At 41.4% G+C, this 17722-nt stretch carries 13 protein-coding genes; 6 read left to right on the forward strand and 7 right to left on the reverse strand.

The window, feature by feature from the left end; all coding sequences use genetic code 11:
* Positions 1 to 211 precede the first annotated feature (211 nt).
* On the forward strand, positions 212 to 502 hold the full coding sequence (locus MAS10914_RS29755) for a hypothetical protein (RefSeq protein WP_017315224.1): 291 nt from the start codon (positions 212 to 214) through the stop codon (positions 500 to 502).
* Positions 503 to 936: 434 nt separating this feature from the next.
* Here the strand turns inward: MAS10914_RS29755 and MAS10914_RS0107130 are convergent, their stop codons facing one another.
* Together MAS10914_RS0107130 and MAS10914_RS0107135 are read right to left on the reverse strand one after the other, a co-directional pair.
* On the reverse strand, positions 937 to 1512 hold the full coding sequence (locus tag MAS10914_RS0107130) for a DUF924 family protein (RefSeq protein ID WP_017315225.1): 576 nt from the start codon (positions 1510 to 1512) through the stop codon (positions 937 to 939).
* Between the two features lie 5 nt (positions 1513 to 1517).
* Positions 1518 to 2075, reverse strand: a complete 558-nt coding sequence (locus tag MAS10914_RS0107135) for an SRPBCC family protein (RefSeq protein WP_017315226.1) — start codon at positions 2073 to 2075, stop codon at positions 1518 to 1520.
* A 350-nt stretch (positions 2076 to 2425) separates the two neighbouring features.
* On the opposite strand from MAS10914_RS0107135, the gene MAS10914_RS0107140 reads away from it, so the two are divergent.
* Positions 2426 to 3373, forward strand: a complete 948-nt coding sequence (locus MAS10914_RS0107140) for an aldo/keto reductase (protein WP_026082390.1) — start codon at positions 2426 to 2428, stop codon at positions 3371 to 3373.
* Positions 3374 to 3438: 65 nt separating this feature from the next.
* Here the strand turns inward: MAS10914_RS0107140 and MAS10914_RS0107145 are convergent, their stop codons facing one another.
* The 3 genes from MAS10914_RS0107145 to MAS10914_RS36125 all read right to left on the reverse strand — a co-directional run bounded on the left by MAS10914_RS0107145 (position 3439) and on the right by MAS10914_RS36125 (position 6118).
* Entirely contained in the window at positions 3439 to 4194 is a 756-nt protein-coding gene (locus MAS10914_RS0107145; RefSeq protein WP_017315228.1) for a circadian clock KaiB family protein, read from the reverse strand.
* 101 nt (positions 4195 to 4295) lie between these two features.
* On the reverse strand, positions 4296 to 5615 hold the full coding sequence (locus tag MAS10914_RS0107150; RefSeq protein WP_017315229.1) for a type IV pilus twitching motility protein PilT: 1320 nt from the start codon (positions 5613 to 5615) through the stop codon (positions 4296 to 4298).
* A 380-nt stretch (positions 5616 to 5995) separates the two neighbouring features.
* Positions 5996 to 6118 carry a hypothetical protein gene (locus MAS10914_RS36125; protein WP_269635046.1) on the reverse strand — a complete coding sequence of 41 codons (123 nt, stop codon included), beginning with the start codon at positions 6116 to 6118 and terminating at the stop codon, positions 5996 to 5998.
* 456 nt (positions 6119 to 6574) lie between these two features.
* Between MAS10914_RS36125 and MAS10914_RS0107155 the strand changes: the two genes are divergently transcribed.
* The 4 genes from MAS10914_RS0107155 to MAS10914_RS0107170 all read left to right on the forward strand — a co-directional run bounded on the left by MAS10914_RS0107155 (position 6575) and on the right by MAS10914_RS0107170 (position 15169).
* On the forward strand, positions 6575 to 6952 hold the full coding sequence (locus MAS10914_RS0107155) for a hypothetical protein (RefSeq protein ID WP_017315230.1): 378 nt from the start codon (positions 6575 to 6577) through the stop codon (positions 6950 to 6952).
* A gap of 229 nt (positions 6953 to 7181) precedes the next feature.
* Positions 7182 to 8297, forward strand: a complete 1116-nt coding sequence (gene wecB / locus MAS10914_RS0107160) for a non-hydrolyzing UDP-N-acetylglucosamine 2-epimerase (RefSeq protein ID WP_017315231.1) — start codon at positions 7182 to 7184, stop codon at positions 8295 to 8297.
* Positions 8298 to 8318: 21 nt separating this feature from the next.
* Complete coding sequence (locus MAS10914_RS0107165; RefSeq protein WP_017315232.1) at positions 8319 to 9656, forward strand: amidohydrolase family protein; 1338 nt, start codon at positions 8319 to 8321, stop codon at positions 9654 to 9656.
* A 146-nt stretch (positions 9657 to 9802) separates the two neighbouring features.
* On the forward strand, positions 9803 to 15169 hold the full coding sequence (locus MAS10914_RS0107170; protein ID WP_017315233.1) for a trifunctional serine/threonine-protein kinase/ATP-binding protein/sensor histidine kinase: 5367 nt from the start codon (positions 9803 to 9805) through the stop codon (positions 15167 to 15169).
* Between the two features lie 585 nt (positions 15170 to 15754).
* Here the strand turns inward: MAS10914_RS0107170 and MAS10914_RS0107175 are convergent.
* On the reverse strand, positions 15755 to 16366 hold the full coding sequence (locus tag MAS10914_RS0107175) for a peptidoglycan-binding domain-containing protein (RefSeq protein ID WP_017315234.1): 612 nt from the start codon (positions 16364 to 16366) through the stop codon (positions 15755 to 15757).
* Between the two features lie 283 nt (positions 16367 to 16649).
* Positions 16650 to 17558, reverse strand: a complete 909-nt coding sequence (locus MAS10914_RS0107180; RefSeq protein ID WP_017315235.1) for a M23 family metallopeptidase — start codon at positions 17556 to 17558, stop codon at positions 16650 to 16652.
* Positions 17559 to 17722: the final 164 nt, after the last annotated feature.

The following is a 17722-nucleotide window of genomic DNA, read 5'->3' on the forward strand; positions in this document are numbered from 1 at the left end:
TTGCCTTTAGTTCATACTTCAAATAACCATTTGTATAGATGTGAGAAGCGTGATTTGAAGAAACAATAGGTTTTTATTACCGTCTTCAGATTTTATCCGTGTGACGACTAACAACTCATGAATGATCAATTATATAAAACGGAATCGTTTTGTTAGTCAATGTAGCTTTTATTATACACAGAAAAAGCACAATAATTAGCGAGGGTAATCTATGTCACTAGAGCAGGTGAATTCTTTTTATGAGGTTTTGATGTCGGAGCAAGTCATTTATGAGCAGTACTATAATAAGTGCTGCGTTCGGGGTTTATTTGGTATCTGGGATTGGGATAAAACCAAGATTGTTCATTTTGCTGCTACTCTTGGATATAGATTTACTGAAAGCGAGCTAGATGAAGTATGGTTTGGCGGCGAGCCAAGCATTTCTGAGAGTTCATTAGATTTATCAGAATACAGACTTTCTGGTATTAATTATGAACTGCCAAGGTCAAAATATGCACTTTGAGAGGATTTTTCTTAAGGCTTTTAGAAATTCATTAGCTAATCTTTCTTTTGTCACGCTTGCAAGATTAATACAGCAGAATTCAGAATTCAGGACTCAGAAGCGGAGCCACCAGATGCTCCGCCTCCGGTCAGAAGTAAAATTTGCTCTCTGTTTGGCTTTTAGACAAAGCGCGTTGTACTTCATTTACTTGCAAGATTAATAAAAGAAAGAATACTCTGTAGCGTGTCTGAAATCTTTAAGAAAAAATCTTGATATAAACTCTTCACCACAGTCCTGAGTACTGAGTGCTGAGGAGCGACTGTGCCTCGGGAACCTCCGCACGGTTAGCCCGCTCTCGGGCGCGACTGCGTGCCTCATTCGGGAGGAGCAATGCTTACGTCGTAGACGTGCCGGAGGCATACGCGAAGGGCGCTTGCTCCTGAGCACTGATAAACTTAAAATGATGAGCCTGTCTGCTTCAAAAACTCCTTTTCTTCTGAAGTTGAGACTCTTCCCAAAATCTCATTGCGATGGGGAAAACGCCCAAAACGTTGAATCACTTGCATATGGCGCATGGCATAATCAATGCAACTCGTACTCTCAGGGTCGTTGCTCAGTTGCTGAAATAGCCGCACTGCTTGACGCTGATGCTCTAGGTTCTCGCTGTGTTCAAAAGGCAAGTAAATAAACCAACGTTGTACGGGTAATAGCTTTTGGTCATATCCTAATGCAATAGCATGCTGGGCTGCTGAAAGTGCTTCCCAGTCAGTGGCAAAGGCTTGGGGAGTATCGCGAAACATATTTCGGGGAAACTGATCCAACAGCAGAATCAATGCTAAACAACTGTTAGAGGAATTGATCCAGTCGTCGAGATATCCTGCTGCCGCTTTTTGGTAATCTGTTAGAAACCGGATTTGTAGTTCTTCATCAAACTCCGGTTTTTTACTGAACCAGAAAGGCTTTGGTTTTCCATAATCTGGTTCATTAGGACTACCGAACCAAAATTCCAAAATTTCTTTTGCCTGTGACATTACTTTTATTCACCCTTACAAAGAACTTGTCGCATTTTACGCATATTCGCAGGCAATTCAAAATTCATGGCTTGTTGAATGAACAGTGACGGTATGGGAATAGTAGGGGTAGCTTGCACAGTATAGCTCAGCAAAGTTCCATCACCACAATCTTCTAGCTCTAAATTGGCTGTAAAATCGTTGAAACTTCCTTTTTCTAGCCTAAATTGTATGTGCTGCCCGATATCTTCCACAACATGAAGGTAAATTTCCACTTGGGCAGTGAAGAAGAAAAAGGCTTTTTGTGCCGCTTGATAAAGACGTTTAACCTCACCACGTTGCAAAACTTCGCTTTTAGTCACATCAGGAAAATACTGCACCCAACGCGGGTAATCTGTTATCTGCTGCCAAACGTGCGATCGCACTAAGGGCAAATACATCCCGGCAGTGACAGCACCACCCCAAGCTGTATGCGATCGCGTTTGCACCAGAATTTCGCCCTGCATCAGTAACCTTTGTTTGTCCTGACTCCAAGCCATGTCTGAACCTGTGGGAACCGAGTCTGAGATAAAGGACGCAGACATAATGTTTTCAGTCACTCCTCAACACATCAACTAAAGGGGTTTAAACTGGTGAATATCTAACTTGATTGAGTCGAACTCACTAGTTCTAGTTCCAGTAAGATATATAGATTTTCCGGAAACAGTTATTTTCTGGTCATTATTACCGAATCTTCACTCATAATATGTCATGTTTATCACTAATATCAAAGTATTCAATACTCTAACAGATGAGAATGAAAATACTTCTTTCTTCTGTGTGTTTGTGCCTCCAAGACAGTTCTAATTTTGTCTACATTCTGAGAGATATTTTGAGAGAAGTTTTGCAATACACTGAAAAGTAAAGAAGTGTAAAGAAATTTAATGTTGTGAACGTGGAAACTATCACATTGGGGCAAAATGGTCCGGCTGTTACACCCCTTTGCATTGGTACTTGGGCATGGGGTGATAAGCTCTTTTGGAATTATGGCAACAACTACGGTGCAGATCAGTTGCAAGCAGCTTTTACAGCAGCCTTAGAGGTTGGTGTCACCTTCTTTGATACCGCTGAAATTTACGGATTTGGACTTTCCGAGGAACTTTTGGGGCAATTCTTGCAAAAAACAGAGCAAAAGGTGCAGATTGCGACCAAATTTGGTCCATTCCCCTGGCGATTTATAGGTCAGTCTGTCGCCGATGCCCTCACAGATAGTCTTAAACGCTTACAATTAGAGCGAGTTGCTCTGTATCAGGTGCATTGGCCCTTTAGCTTCTTTATGAGTCAAGACACCTTGATGAATGCTCTTGCAGATGAAGTGAAGCGGGGCAGAATAGAAGCAGTAGGCGTCAGTAATTACTCAGCACAGCAAATGCGGGAAGCGCACCAAATACTAGCTGCGCGTGGAGTCCCTTTGGCTGTGAATCAAGTACGTTACTCTTTGCTCACTCGCCAAATTGAGACAAATGGCATTCTCAAAACTGCCCGTGAGTTAGGTGTGACAATTTTGGCGTATAGTCCTTTAGCTCAAGGCTTACTGACAGGGAAATACACTCCTGATAGTGCTAACACTCCCAAAGATGCCAGAAGGATAAACCCCCAATTTAGTAAAGAAGGGTTGCAGAAAATTGAACCTGTGATATCTTTGCTACGCCAGCTTGGAGACAAGCATGGACGCACACCAGCCCAAGTTGCCTTGAGGTGGTTAATTGATCAAGGAAACGTCATTCCTATTGCTGGGGCGAAAACAGCCGAACAGGTACGGCAGAATGCAGGCGCTTTGGGTTGGAGATTGGGTGATGATGAGATTAAGCAGTTAGCGGAAGTGAGTCGTCTTTACAAGTAAAAAGAACCAAGTAAAAAGTCAAAAGAAAGAAATAATTTCTTTTGATTTTTTACTTTTAACTTGATTTACCAGTTTTCCTGACCAGCCAACATTTGTAAGATTTTCTCTACATTATCCAAATCCCCAACAATTCTGCGTATTGGGTGAGGCCAAACTTTGACCAGGGTGGGAGTTGCAGAAACTTGATTGGATTCTGCTTGTTCTGGATTTGTTAAAACGTCAATGACTTTGAGAGTATAAGGATTGCCAAGATATTTTTCTAAAAGTTCGTGTAAATTCTGTAAAATTCGTTCAGTGGTAGCACTATGTCCTGCGACAAATAAGCGGAGAACATAGCCTTTTGTTTTTGATTGGGGTTGTTGTGCGGATGTAACTGATTGATAGTACGAAGGAGTTGGAAGGTCGAGGCGCATAACTAAGTCGTGGTCTTCCCAAAGCTGGGGAAATGTGGAACGATATGTTGCCAATACCAGGCGATCGCACAACCCTTCCTGCCAAGGTGCAGATTGCCATCCTAGCTCTCCTGTACCAAAAATAGCGTTAAGTACAGCTTGATGTCGCATAACTGCCGGATAAGCTTCGGCAAAAGTCTGTATATGTTGGGTGCGTGGATCTAACCAATGGTCTATAGTCGCCGTGTAGCAAGGCACTAAGAAGTGAGGCGGTTCTGGTAAGTCCAGAATTTCCTGCAACGTAGCGCACAAATGTAAATGCCATCGACCTTGCTTGGTAGGGTCGATGCAGTAAATTAAATCACCTCCAGGTGTAAACAGTGCAATGCCTTTAAACAGTTGAGGTAGAGGTGGTTTATCGGGAGTCAAGAGCCTGTTAGGAAAAAATTATGAATTATGAACTATAAATTATGAATTATGAAATTTTGTATCATTTATAATCCATAATCCATAATTCATAATTGTCTACACTAAACTCTACCACGGAGAAATTGTGCCATTTCGTTGGGAGTGGGTGACATTTCTAAGGCTGTTTCTTCAGTTATGCGACCTTCTTGGTAGAGGTTGAGCAAAGACTGATTCATGGTAATCATGCCGTCAAAACCTGCTTGCTTCATCAGTTCAGTAATTTCATCGTACTTACCATCCTTGACCCAATCTTTCACAGCGTCAGTGTTGATCAGGATGTCGTGGAAAGCAGCACGCTTTCCATCGGTTGTGCGGCATAAACCTTGGGCAATCACTGCCACTAAAGACTCGGCAAGTGCGACGCGCATTGCATCCTGTTCCTCGCCTGAGTAGAGGTTGAGGATACGCTCAATTGTTTTCACAGCGCTGTTAGTGTGCAGGGTTCCCATGACCAAGTGACCTGTTTGAGCCGCTTTCAAGGCAGTGTTGACCGTTTCTTTATCCCGCATTTCTCCCACCAGAATCAAATCTGGGTCTTCCCGCAAAGCTGCTTTCAAAGCATTGTCAAATTTCCGGGTGTGCATTCCCACTTCACGCTGTTTGATCAAGGATTTTTGACTTTTGTGAACAAATTCTACTGGATCCTCAATAGTGATGATGTGCTTGGGCATTTCTTTATTGATGTAGTCAATCATTGCCGCCATTGTGGTTGACTTACCGGAACCAGTGGGACCGGTGACTAAAATCAAACCTTTGTGGTAATGGCAGATATCTCTAAAAACGGTAGGTAATTTTAACTGTTCAATGGTCAAGATTTTCAGCGGAATCAACCGCAACACCATTGCATAGCCTCTAAGAGAGTCAAAAATATTAATCCGCACTCGAGCAAATTCGTACTGAGTCGCGCCGTCAAATTCTAGCTGTTCTTCAAATCGGTGAATTTCAGCATCAGTTAAAATTTCCCGCAACCAACTCATAAAAGTTGGTTTGTCCGTTTCTAGGTAGTCCGTTAGTTGGATTTCTCCTCGGTTGCGGAAGCGGGGTACTTCACCTACACCAAGGTGGATGTCAGAATATCCCTTATCAAAAGCTTCCTGTATTATTCGCTCTAAAGTAATTCCCGAACTGTTACTTCTAGAAGCTGCGGGACTGGGTATGGGTGGTGGGGTTCCAGGACGATGAGCAGAAGCTGGGGTGGGAACTGGCGCTGGAGGAGGTGCAGAGTCCGTGGCGGCAGCGTGATTGCCACTCTTATCATTTGGTATTTCTAATGTTTGTGCAGCCTGGCGCAGTGTACTCATTGCTGGTGGCGGTGGCGGTAGTGGAGGAATACCACGAGCTGCATTTGAGGTCGAATTTAATGGACGTTGTGATTCTGTCATATATCTTCACTAAAAAATTGTGGGGGTTTTAGGGGGAATAGGGGTGTAGGAGCGTAAGGGAGGAGATGAAGAATTTAAAATGGATCACAGTTGCTACAGTCATCAGGTCGTGCAGAGCAATTTCACTAGACCGATTCAATCTCATCACCTTTACTTGTATGTTTTTTTCTATTGTTGTTATTTCCCCTATGAGTTAAATAGATTCGTTTGAAGGATGTATTCTTATTTAACCCACGATAATCCTCAAGTTTACTCAGTAAATATCCTTAGTTTTATTAGTATTTTATTTTACTGAAGCTTCTGATATGAGAAAAAATCCTCTGCAATTAACGCCACTCTTTACAGCACATTGCAAGTAGATGAAGTACAACGCGCTTTGTCTAAAAGCCAGACACAGAGCCAATTTTACTTCTGACCGGAGGCGGAGCATCTGGTGGCTCCGCTTCTGACTCCTGACGGATGTATTCTGCAACTGTAAAATCACCAAAACATAATTTGTTCAAGACTATTTGTAAATTATGAAAAACATCATTGGTTTTGATAAGAAATATTAAGCATACTATAGCAATCCGAAATCGGTTGTGAAAAATAGGAGTGGTGGTTCTTAACTGTTAAGAGTTGCCAGTCAACGATCAACAGTCAACAGCCCATACGGAGTATTTCAGGAATCATTTAGGGTTGCTATAAAAGCAAACTTGATTGAAATAAAGCTTTGAAGTTATCGCGGTTTAGTTTGTATACCTGCAGATAGATGCAAAAAACAAATTTTCTATCACAATGTTGACTAAACTTATTCCCATAATTGCGAAACATTAACTGTAAAGTTTATTAACTAAATGCTCATTTTCCAAAATGGTTTTTATATACTGAACTTCTAATTGTTGATCCCGCTCACGGTGAGCGAGGTATTTCTGAAATTCAATTTGTGTTTTGTTTCTTTTGTATTTGGAGAAAAAGTTATGGCTTTGTCTCAATCGTCTAATTTCGGCAAGACTTACTCATTGTTGATGATTAAAAGTTTTCTGATATGGACTTTTACATTGGCAGTATGCTTACTGGTTGTTGGTTTTCCTTTGGTTGTCTTGATGGCTACGGTCGGATGTCTGTTGTCAGTTGTTTTGCAATCGGTGATGCCTGTCAGTGCGGTTTTACTTGTTGCAGGTGGTTTAATCATGTTTAATGTGATGGCTGTTGTCATGGCTGCCGGGTTGCTAACTCTTAAAGGAGTTCACCCGAAGGAAGTTAAATGGTTGAGTTGGCTGCATGGAGAGGCAGAAAATCTGCAAATGACTACCGTTTACGCTGCTTGCCCGTTAACTTGTGAATTCAAAGAGTAACCATCCCTGCCCAATTCGACAAACAGTACATCTGCCCGGTTCAGCCGGGTTTTTTCATGTTTAATTAGTCATTTGTGAGCCAGCATCGCAGTTTCTTTCTCAAGAACCCAGACGCTACGCGTATGCCTGCGGCGTTAGTCGAAGGGTTGTTTGTCATTTATGAGTCATAATCATTGACTAATTCCTTTGGAATAATAACTATTAACTAATGGCTAATGACTAATGACTAATGACTAAAAAGCAAATTTATATTATATTGGGGACTCGTCCCGAAGCAATCAAACTAGCTCCGGTGATTCAGGTTTTCCAAAACTCATCAAGTATTGACACTCAAGTTATTCTGACAGGACAGCATCGCGAGATGGTTGAGCAAGTGATGCAGCTGTTCAACCTCAAAGCGACTTATGACTTGGAGATTATGCAGCCAAAGCAATCTCTCAGTGATATCACCTGCCGCAGTTTACGAGGATTAGAAGAATTATTCCAACAGAGTCAGCCAGATTTAGTGCTGGTGCAGGGAGATACAACTACGGCTTTTGCTGCTACTTTGGCTGCATTTTACCAAAAAATTCCTGTAGGACATGTAGAAGCGGGATTAAGAACGGATGACTTATTTAATCCTTATCCAGAAGAAGCTAACAGGCGGCTGATTTCTCAACTCACCCAATTGCACTTTGCGCCAACTCCTTTGGCGGTGGAAAATCTGCAACGTTCCGGCGTTTTGGGTGAAATTCACCAGACAGGTAACACGGTGATTGATGCACTTTTGACTGTAGCTGCAAGCGTTCCTGCTTGTGAAATACCTGGGTTGGAATGGGAGAAATATCGTGTCCTGCTGGCAACAGTTCACCGCCGCGAGAATTGGGGAGAACCACTACACGATATTGCCCAAGGGTTTTTGCGGATACTAGATAAGTTCCCTGATACAGCCTTGCTGCTGCCATTGCACCGTAATCCTATAGTCAGAGAACCATTGCAAGCACTGTTGGGAAACCATAAGCGAATTTTTTTAACAGAACCTTTAGATTATGCCGAACTGGTGGGAGCGATTATGCGATCGCATCTCTTGCTGACTGACTCTGGGGGCTTGCAGGAAGAAGCACCCAGTTTGGGAAAACCAGTTTTAGTTCTCAGAGAAACGACAGAAAGACCCGAAGCAGTGACTGCGGGTACAGCTAAACTTGTGGGAACTCAACCAGAGAAAATTTTCGCTACTGCTGAGGAATTGCTATCTGAGGTAACAGCTTATGACGCAATGGCAAACGCGATTAATCCCTTTGGTGATGGTCAGGCAGCAAAGCGAATTTTACAAATTGTACTAAATTACTTTAGGCTTTGCTCATAAAGAGTCATAAGGAAAGTTTAGATGTCAACACGACTCATTTCCGGGGGCACCATTCTCACAAGTGATGATGCTAATAGCATTATTGAGAATGGCTACGTAGTAGTAGATGGAAATATGATTGTGGAGGTTGGCAGTGGTCAACCTCCAACGTCTAACTATGACCAAGTCATTGATGCTTCGCTCATGCTGGTCTGCCCAGGTTTTATCAATGCCCATACTCATTTATGCACGATTTTTGGGCGCTCCCTAGGCAGCGATCGCTCTCTACTCCAGTGGCTCTCAGATGCCCAAGTGCCAATGCTACGGGCGTTGCAGATTGAAGACTATGTGCTTTCGATGGAGTTGGGGGCGATTGAGAATATCAAGGCAGGTAACACAACTATCTGCGAAGTTTTTGTCTGCGCGCACTATGCAGATGGCGTTGATGAAGTTTGTGTCGCCGCCCTAGCTCGTACTGGAATCCGTTCCATTTTTTGCCGTTGTAGTAACGATGAATCATTTTTCGACGGATTCATTGAAACTAGACAGGACATCATCAACCGCTCCCAACGCTTGATTAAAAATTGGAGAAATCATGATCGAGTCCGCATTGGGATTGGTCCTTTAGTCCCTTGGGGATCAAGTACTGATGCCTTTGTGGATGCCGTCGGTTTGTCAAAGGAAGAGGACGTCCTCATTCACCTGCATACAGCAGAGACACCTGAATACAACGACCTTGTTCGCAATCGGACAGGGAAAAGCAATGTGGAGATGCTGGCTGATGTAGGTGCATTAGGCGATCGCGTTATGCTAAACCATTGTGTTCATCTTTCTGACCATGACATTGGTCTGATTGCCGAAACTGGCTCCCACGTCATCCACGATCCCACGAGTAATATGCTGCTTGCCTCCGGGATAGCACCAATTCCAAAACTGCGGTCAGCAAGGATTAATATTGGTCTTGCCTGCGATGGACCAGCTTGTAACAACACGCAAGACATGATTCAGGTAATGAAGGATGCTGCCTTGCTGCAAAAAGTCGTTACCCGTCAAGCAGACGCACTGATTGCAAAAGATGTATTTACAATGGCAACTAGAGGGGGTGCAAGAGCGATCGGCATGGGCTCGTCACTGGGTTCAATTCAGCCGGGATTTTTAGCTGACATAATCTTAATTGACACTGAGGTTCCCCATATGACCCCGATGCATGACCCAATTTCTACACTCGTCTACTCTGCCAGGGGATCTGATGTCCACACAGTCATTATTGATGGGCAAATTGTGATGCAAAACAGAAGGCTTACAACAGTGGATGAGAAAGAAATTTTAGTGAAAGCGCGTACACATGCTGTGCGTGCCCGCAAACGTGCTGGATTATGAAAATTTATGGGTAACGGATGTAAAATTTTGCATCTGTTATGTGGGGTAAGGATTTGGGAAACATAACAATAAATAAGAAAAATTAAAATTCTGCTTTTTCGTTAGAAAAAGTCAGATTTTTTTTACCTCTTGAGGAGAGCAAAAGTATGCTTATCAGTTTGAATTACAGACTAACAGAAGTCTTGTATGAAACTAAGAAAACCGTTGTTTCTCGAGGATACAGAGAGCGAGATCAGCAACCTGTCGTGATTAAGCTACTCAAGACAAATTATTCTAATTTGAAAAATGTTGCTCGACTTAAACACGAGTATGAAATTATTCGAGGTTTAGAAATTGCTGGGATTGTCAAAGCCTATGAACTCGTTAACTATGAAAACGGTTTAGCCTTAGTTTTGGAAGGCTTTAGTGGCAAATCTTTAAAAGAATTTATTACTAAAAACGCACTCGACCTAGAAGATTTTTTAAAAATTGCTATTCAAGTTTCTGAAACTTTAGGTGAGTTACATACTCACAATATCATTCATAAAGATATTAAACCACAAAACATTATCTTTAACCCAGAAACCGCAAAAATTAAAATTACTGACTTTAGCATTGCCTCATCGCTCTCACAAGAAAATCCCAGGATTATTAATCCTAACTCTTTGGAAGGAACTCTAGCTTATATGTCCCCCGAACAAACGGGACGAATGAATCGAATCATTGACTATCGCACTGATTTTTACTCCTTGGGAGTCACATTTTATGAGCTTTTGACTGGACAGTTACCATTCCAGACTAAAGATGTCATGGAATTGATTCACAGTCACATGGCTAAAATACCTGTATCTCCCCAACAATTAAATCAATCAGTGCCTCTAGTCGTTTCCAACTTGGTGATGAAACTCTTGGCAAAGACGGCAGAAGACCGATATCAAAATGCTTATGGATTAAAGGCAGATTTGGAACAGTGTTTAGTGCAATGGCAAGCAACAGGGACAATTTTTGATTTTCCTCTAGGTCAACAAGATAAATCTAGCCAATTTCATATCAGAGAAAAACTCTATGGACGGGAAGTTGAAGTTGCTACCTTGATGGAAGCTTTTGAACGAATTAGCCAAGGCAGTACCGAAATGATGCTAGTGAGTGGTTATTCAGGCATCGGTAAGTCCTCTTTGGTGAATGAAGTTCATAAACCGATGGTTCGCAAAAATGGTTATTTTATCTCGGGAAAATTTGACCAATTTAAACGAGATATTCCCTATGCATCTCTCATTCAGGCTTTTCAGGAATTGATTCGCCAGTTGCTAACAGAAGAGCAAGAAATAATAGAGGCTTGGAAAGCAAAAATTTTAGAGGCAGTAAGCCCTAATGGTCAAGTAATTATTGATGTTATTCCTGAAGTAGAGTGGATTGTAGGGGAGCAAAATCCTGTACCCCAGCTAGCTGCTGCTGAAGCCCAAAATCGCTTTAATTTAGTTTTCAAAAAATTTATTCATGTTTTTGCAAATCGAGAACACCCACTTGTACTCTTTCTTGATGATTTGCAGTGGGCTGATTCTGCTTCTTTGAAGTTAATTCAATTACTCATGAGCGACTCCGATAGCCAATGTCTTCTCATCATTGGAGCTTACAGAGATAACGAAGTTAGCCCAACCCATCCTCTCATGCTGATGTTAGATGAAGTACGGAAAATGGCTGTCCGAGTCAGCAACATTACATTAGAAAATTTACAAAAAACCCATGTTGAGCAACTGATTGCTGACACACTGAATGAAACCGAAGATTCAAATAAACTTGCGGAGTTACTCTTCAAGAAGACTCAAGGAAATCCCTTCTTTCTGAATCAATTGCTAAGAGCTTTATACCAGCAAAACCTTTTAACATTTGATTTTGGAAAACGCAGGTGGTCATGGGACATTGAGCAAATTCAAGCAGTTGGCATCACAGACCAGACTGTAGTCGAGTTAATGGTAGGTAAAATTCAAAAGTTACCAGAGACAACACAACAAGTTCTCAAATTAGCAGCTTGTATTGGCACAGTCTTTCAATTGAATGTGCTTGCTATTGTTAACCAAAAATCCTTGAAAGAGACTGCTCATGAGTTATGGGAAGCAGTTTCTGAAGGTTTAATTTTACCTATAAATGATGATTATAATATTCCCTTGGTTTTTACTCAAGCAGAACTTGATAAACTTACCTTTGAATCTTCTAAAACTGCTTACCGCTTTTTACATGACCGCGTCCAACAGGCTGCCTATTCGCTCATTCCAGAAGACCAGAAAAAAACCACACATTTTCAAATAGGAAAACTATTACTAAAAAATACAAGTTCAGAACGATTAGAAGACCAAATATTTGACATTGTTAACCAGTTCAATATTGGATTTGAGCTAATTAACGACCAGTCAGAAAAATATGAATTAGCTCACCTAAATTTGCTTGCAGGTCGCAAAGCCAAGACTTCTACTGCTTATGAAACTGCTCATCGAAATTTAACAGTGGGGTTGAGACTGTTAGCTAAAGATTGTTGGCAAAGCCACTATGAGTTGACACTAGCGCTTCATATAGAAGCTGTGGAAGTGGAATACTTGAATACTAACTTTGAACAAGCTGAAACTATTGCCGAAATAGTTTTTCAACACTCAAGAGAGCTTCTAGACAGAGTCAAAGTCTATGAAATCCAAATCCAGTTTTATATCTCTCAAAACAAAATGAGAGAATCGATAGACGTTGCTCTACAAGTCTTGTCAGAATTAGGTATATTCCTGCCCCAAGAACCGGAAGAATTGAATTTGGCTACAGAACAACTACAGAAAAAACTAATTAGTTGGCGGGGAGAAAAAATTGAGGATTTACAATACCTTCCCATAATGACTGATCCTTATAAAATTGCGGCAATGCGGATTTTGGTAACTGTGACTCCGCCAGTTTTTATTGCATATCCTGCTTTGTTTCCGCTGCTTGCATTGACGATGGTCAATCTGTCTATCCAGTATGGTAATACCGTCTTAGCTTCTTATGCCTATGTTGAGTATAGCTTGCTGTTCTTGGGAGCAATGGGAGACATTGATTCTGGATATCGATTTGGTCGATTGGCTTTGAAGTTGTTAGATCAATTTGACTCCAGAGAGCTAAAAGCTAAAGTTTACGTGGTATTTAACTTCTTTGTTAGACATTGGAAAGAGCATGTCAACACAACGATAAAGCCTTTGCTAGAAGCATTTCAAAGCGGTATCGAAGTTGGTGATGTGGAATATGCTTGTTATTCTGCAATGCTCTATTGTGGATATATATTTTTAACCGGAGAATCCCTAGAAGTCGTTAGCCAAAGTCAGCGTGTTTACATTGATTTTATTAGAAAATCCAAACAAGGATTTCAGCTTTATTTTGGTAAAATATGGTATCAATTAGCGTTGAAGCTACAAGGCAAAGCAGGGGAGAAAGATTGTTTCGATAGTCAAGACTTTGATGAAGCAAAAGTAACAGTTTTGTTACTAAACAATAATAATCACGTTTCCCTCATTTCTCTGTATCTTTGCAAGACTATTTTCAGTTATTTATTTAAAAACTATCCTCAAGCAGTTGCCAATGCAGAATTGGGGTTGAAATACGAAACTATCTTGGTTGGGATGATACAGATTGCTCAAACTAACTTTTATTATTCTCTCAGTCTTTTGGCTCAATATCCAACACTGAACCCCGCTCAACAAAAAGAAGCTTTGGAAATTGTAGAAACGAATCAGCAAAAACTGAAACACTGGGCAGAACATGCCCCAGAAAATTATCAGCATAAATATGAGCTAGTGGAAGCAGAGAAAGCCCGGATATTGAATCAATTTATAGAAGCAATGGAACACTATGACCGGGCTATTCAAGGAGCAAGAGTTCAGCAATACCTTCATGAAGAAGCCCTGGCGTATGAACTGGCAGCAGAATTTTATTACGCTTTGGGTAGACAGGAAATTGCTCAAACTTATCTGCATAAAGCTCACTTCTGCTATGGTTCTTGGGGTGCAACAGCAAAAGTTGAAGACCTAGAAGTAAGATATCCTCAGTTTTTCGTGTCGATGCTCCCACGAAAAACCATAATTTCAAGAACTACTGAAACGACAACTTTCACAATAAGTGCAGATGCGAGAATACTGGATGCGACAACCGTTATTAAAGCTTCCCTTGCCCTTTCTCGTGAAATTATTCTGGAGAACTTATTGAGGCAATTAATAAACATTGCGATTGAAAATGCAGGCGCTCAAAAAGGCTTCTTTATTGCTAATCAAGACAATCTGTGGCTTATTGAGGCTGAGGGTTCAGAAAATGGTGAAGTCACAGTACTCGAGTCTATACCACTTGATGCGAGTCAAAGTTTAGCTATTTCTGTCATTAACTATGTCCAGAGGACGAGAGAAAATTTAGTCATAAATAATGCTACTCAAGAAGAAAGATTTGCCACCGACCCTTACATAATAGGCAGTCAACCGCAGTCTATTTTATGTTTACCTATCATTCATCAAAATAAACTAACTGGCATTCTTTATCTAGAAAACAATTTGACAACAGGTGCTTTTACAAATGATCGCCTAGAAGTTTTGAAAGTCTTAACATCTCAGGTTTCTATTTCAATTGAAAATGCTCGTCTTTACGCAAGAGAGCAAGAAAAATCTCGACAACTTGAACAATCTCTGCATAAGTTGCAACAAACTCAGGCGCAGTTGGTGCAGACTGAAAAAATTTCTAGCTTAGGTCAACTAGTTGCAGGGATTTCCCATGAAGTGAATAACCCCATCGGATTTATTGGCGCAAATCTTGAACATCTCCAGGTATACATCGAAAACTTGAGCGATTTGCTGAGACTTTATCAGCAATGCGTTCCCAATCCCCCTGCTAATATTCAAGACAAAATCAAGAAAATAGATCTGGAATTTCTACTGGAAGATTTGCCCAAAATACTGACTTCTATGAAACTGGGAACAGACCGCATCCACGAAATTATGTCTTCCCTTCGTATCTTCTGCCGAAAAGATGCGGTTCAAAAAGAACTAGCTGATATCCATGAAGGTCTTGACAGTACGCTGCTTATCTTACAGCATCGCCTAAAAGCGTCTTCAGAACGTCCTGCTATTCAACTGGTGAAAGAGTATGGTGATTTGCCCCTTGTGGAATGCTTTGCAGGTCAGTTAAACCAGGTATTTATGAACCTAATTGCTAATGCTATTGATGCTATTGATCAGTACAACAGTGGACGAACGTTTGAGGAAATCCAACTTTATCCTAATGTGATTCGGATTCGTACTGAAGTGGTAGACAATACTCAGGTCGTGATTCGGATAGTTGATAATGGTATTGGTATGACAGAGGAAGTCAAACAGCAACTTTTTTGTCCCTTTTTTACAACAAAATCTGTTGGTAACGGGACTGGATTAGGTCTATCTATTAGCTATCAAATCATTGTAGAGAAACATGGCGGTCAATTGAACGTCTTTTCTCAACCAGGAAAGGGAGTCGAATTTGTCATTAAGATTCCGATTCAATAAACCTGCCTTGAAAATAGAGCCTGAAACCACGCAAAATCGTTCCAGCATCATTTTCATTGTTCCTTGTGAGCAAAAGCTCATGGAGTCTCTTGCATGAAATCAATGTTTATGAAAAAAAACACAGATGCACAAAAAGAAATAATGAACCACAGATGGACGAGGCAGTGCGTTGCGGTGAATCAGCCCTGCAGGCGGTGAGACCAGTGCTGCAGGAGGGTTTCCCTCCGCAGGCAACTGGCGAACCCGAAGGGGTTTCCCGCCATAGGGGACTGTGTTGGCGCAGCCTCTCCGGAGGAGACACCCGTTCGCCCTTGGCGTGCCGTAGGCATAGGGGGGTTCCCCCCGTTGTAGCAACTGCCGTACAGATACACACAGATAAATTTGTACTTCATTCACATGAAAAGCGCTATAATAACAAGTCAAAAACCCTATCTGTTTGTTGTTCTTACAGATAGGGTAAACCTATATTTAGGTACTAACGATAAGTCCCTTTCAGGAATTGAAAGCTAACAATTTGTTAAGAAATTGGTCAAAACGATGTTCAAATTGTTCTGTTGCCAACAGCTAGGTAAAAACTTCCCTGTACTAGAATCCCACAGCAGCTAGGGTTTGTGGTCCGGCGACTCCATCTACACGTAAACCATTTCTTGCCTGGTAGTTCCGGACTGTATTTGCCGTTGTATAACCGTAGTATCCAGTAGGTGTAACTCCCAGAATTCTTTGAAGTCTTGCAACAGCAGAACCTCGAGAGCCTACACTTAAAATGGAGATACCACCAACACCTGGACCAGAAGTATACCCTGTACCAGGTCTAGTGTTAATCCAATTTGCACCAACATAATAATTATTAGACAGCCTAGCAAATCCATTCCTGTATCCTACAATTCGTGGAAGCCGTGAGCCATTACGGTAACATGCAACAGAAGCATAATATCTGCTAGGACCTGTGCGGACATGGAGACAATTGCCGTTTGTCCTAACATAATAGTCGCTTCTAGGACCGTAGTATGCCGCTGAGGCTGATTGGGCTTGAGCTAAAATTGCCAACAACGCACCGATGCTAGCAAAAGTTAACCAAGCAGATTTGAAATTTTTGTTCCAGTTGAGTTTCAGTTTAAATTCTGGAAGGCTGAATTCTGTATCTCTAGTTGCCTCTGCGTAGGCACTATCAAGGAGAGAATAAGCAAAATATTCCATATTAACCTCCTTAGTACTGTATAATTCACAAATGCAGAGTTTTAATTTCTTTTTCTCCGAATTTCGCCTAATGTTACTTAGACTACGCTTTATATTAAAGGATTTTTACCTAGAACTTAATAAAGAAAAAATAATTTTATTTACAAAAAATCCGGAAAAATGCGAGTCCTTGTGAACTCACTCTTGTGAGTATAATTAAAGGTTAACACTATGCAACCACACTCCGCGCAGTGCCCTTACTGGTGATTGCATCAGTACTATTGGTCAGAACAGATAGCCAACTTTATTTCTCAAACTGCTTTGAAGTGGAAAAAGTATCAGAACGGACTTGCTGACCATTTCGCCAAACTTCCACCCCATCAGGGCTAACGAGGTAGGAGAAACTACCATTATCTGCTCGATACCGAGAACTACCAACACTCGAAGCTGGCAGACGTACAGGCTGAGTTGGATCTTGCTTCAACTGACCAATATAAAACAACTGACCATTTTCTCGACAGACTTTGACAAAAACATTTGCTGTTTCACCTTCAATCACTGTAGGACCATTGCATTCAGCATCAGGTATCTGAGATCCGACAGCTACCGGAATTGGTTGCGAAGGAGAAACTTGGCTAGTTGAGTGATTTGCTTCGGAACTCAAAGAAGCATCGCTGCTTATCTGGTTTTGTGGGATTTTTCCTGCAACCAAAGACGGTAATGCACTCAGCGGGTCAACAGCAATACGACGCTTTCTACGAATTTCAAAGTGCAGGTGAGGTGCCGTACTATTGCCTGTAGAGCCCATTTGGGCAATAACTTGGCCTTGGCTCACCTGTTGACCCCGTTTCACCAACAGGCGACTATTGTGACCATAAACTGTGATACTGCTATCGGGACGCTCAATGACGACGACATTGCCTAATCCCCATTCATTCCAACCTGCTTTCATGACTGTACCGGATACGGCAGCAACGATAGGAGTACCAGATGCCCCTGCGATATCAATTCCTTCATGTTGATATCTGCGAAAACCTTGAGAAATCATCCCTTGAGTGGGCCAAATCAAGTCAGAAGAAATAGGCTTTTGTGGAGTATTGGAGCTTTTTGCTGACTGAGTCAAAACCTGCGTACTTGTACTTGTTACAGCAGTTAAAGAAGTTAACCCTATGAAGCCATACGTACAGACTTGAGAAACAGTAACTTTTTTCATTAGTTAAAGCCTATGAGAAAAATGGTTTAGCTGTCTATTGGTTATTTGCTGTTACAGTATTAAGTCAATAACATCAGGAGTGTCAGCAGGATAAATTTGCAACTAAAGCCGTCTTTAACTACAGGTAAGCAGGTGGACGTAATTAAATGTAAGATAAAACTTTT

This window comes from Mastigocladopsis repens PCC 10914 (assembly GCF_000315565.1).
Taxonomy (GTDB): domain Bacteria; phylum Cyanobacteriota; class Cyanobacteriia; order Cyanobacteriales; family Nostocaceae; genus Mastigocladopsis; species Mastigocladopsis repens.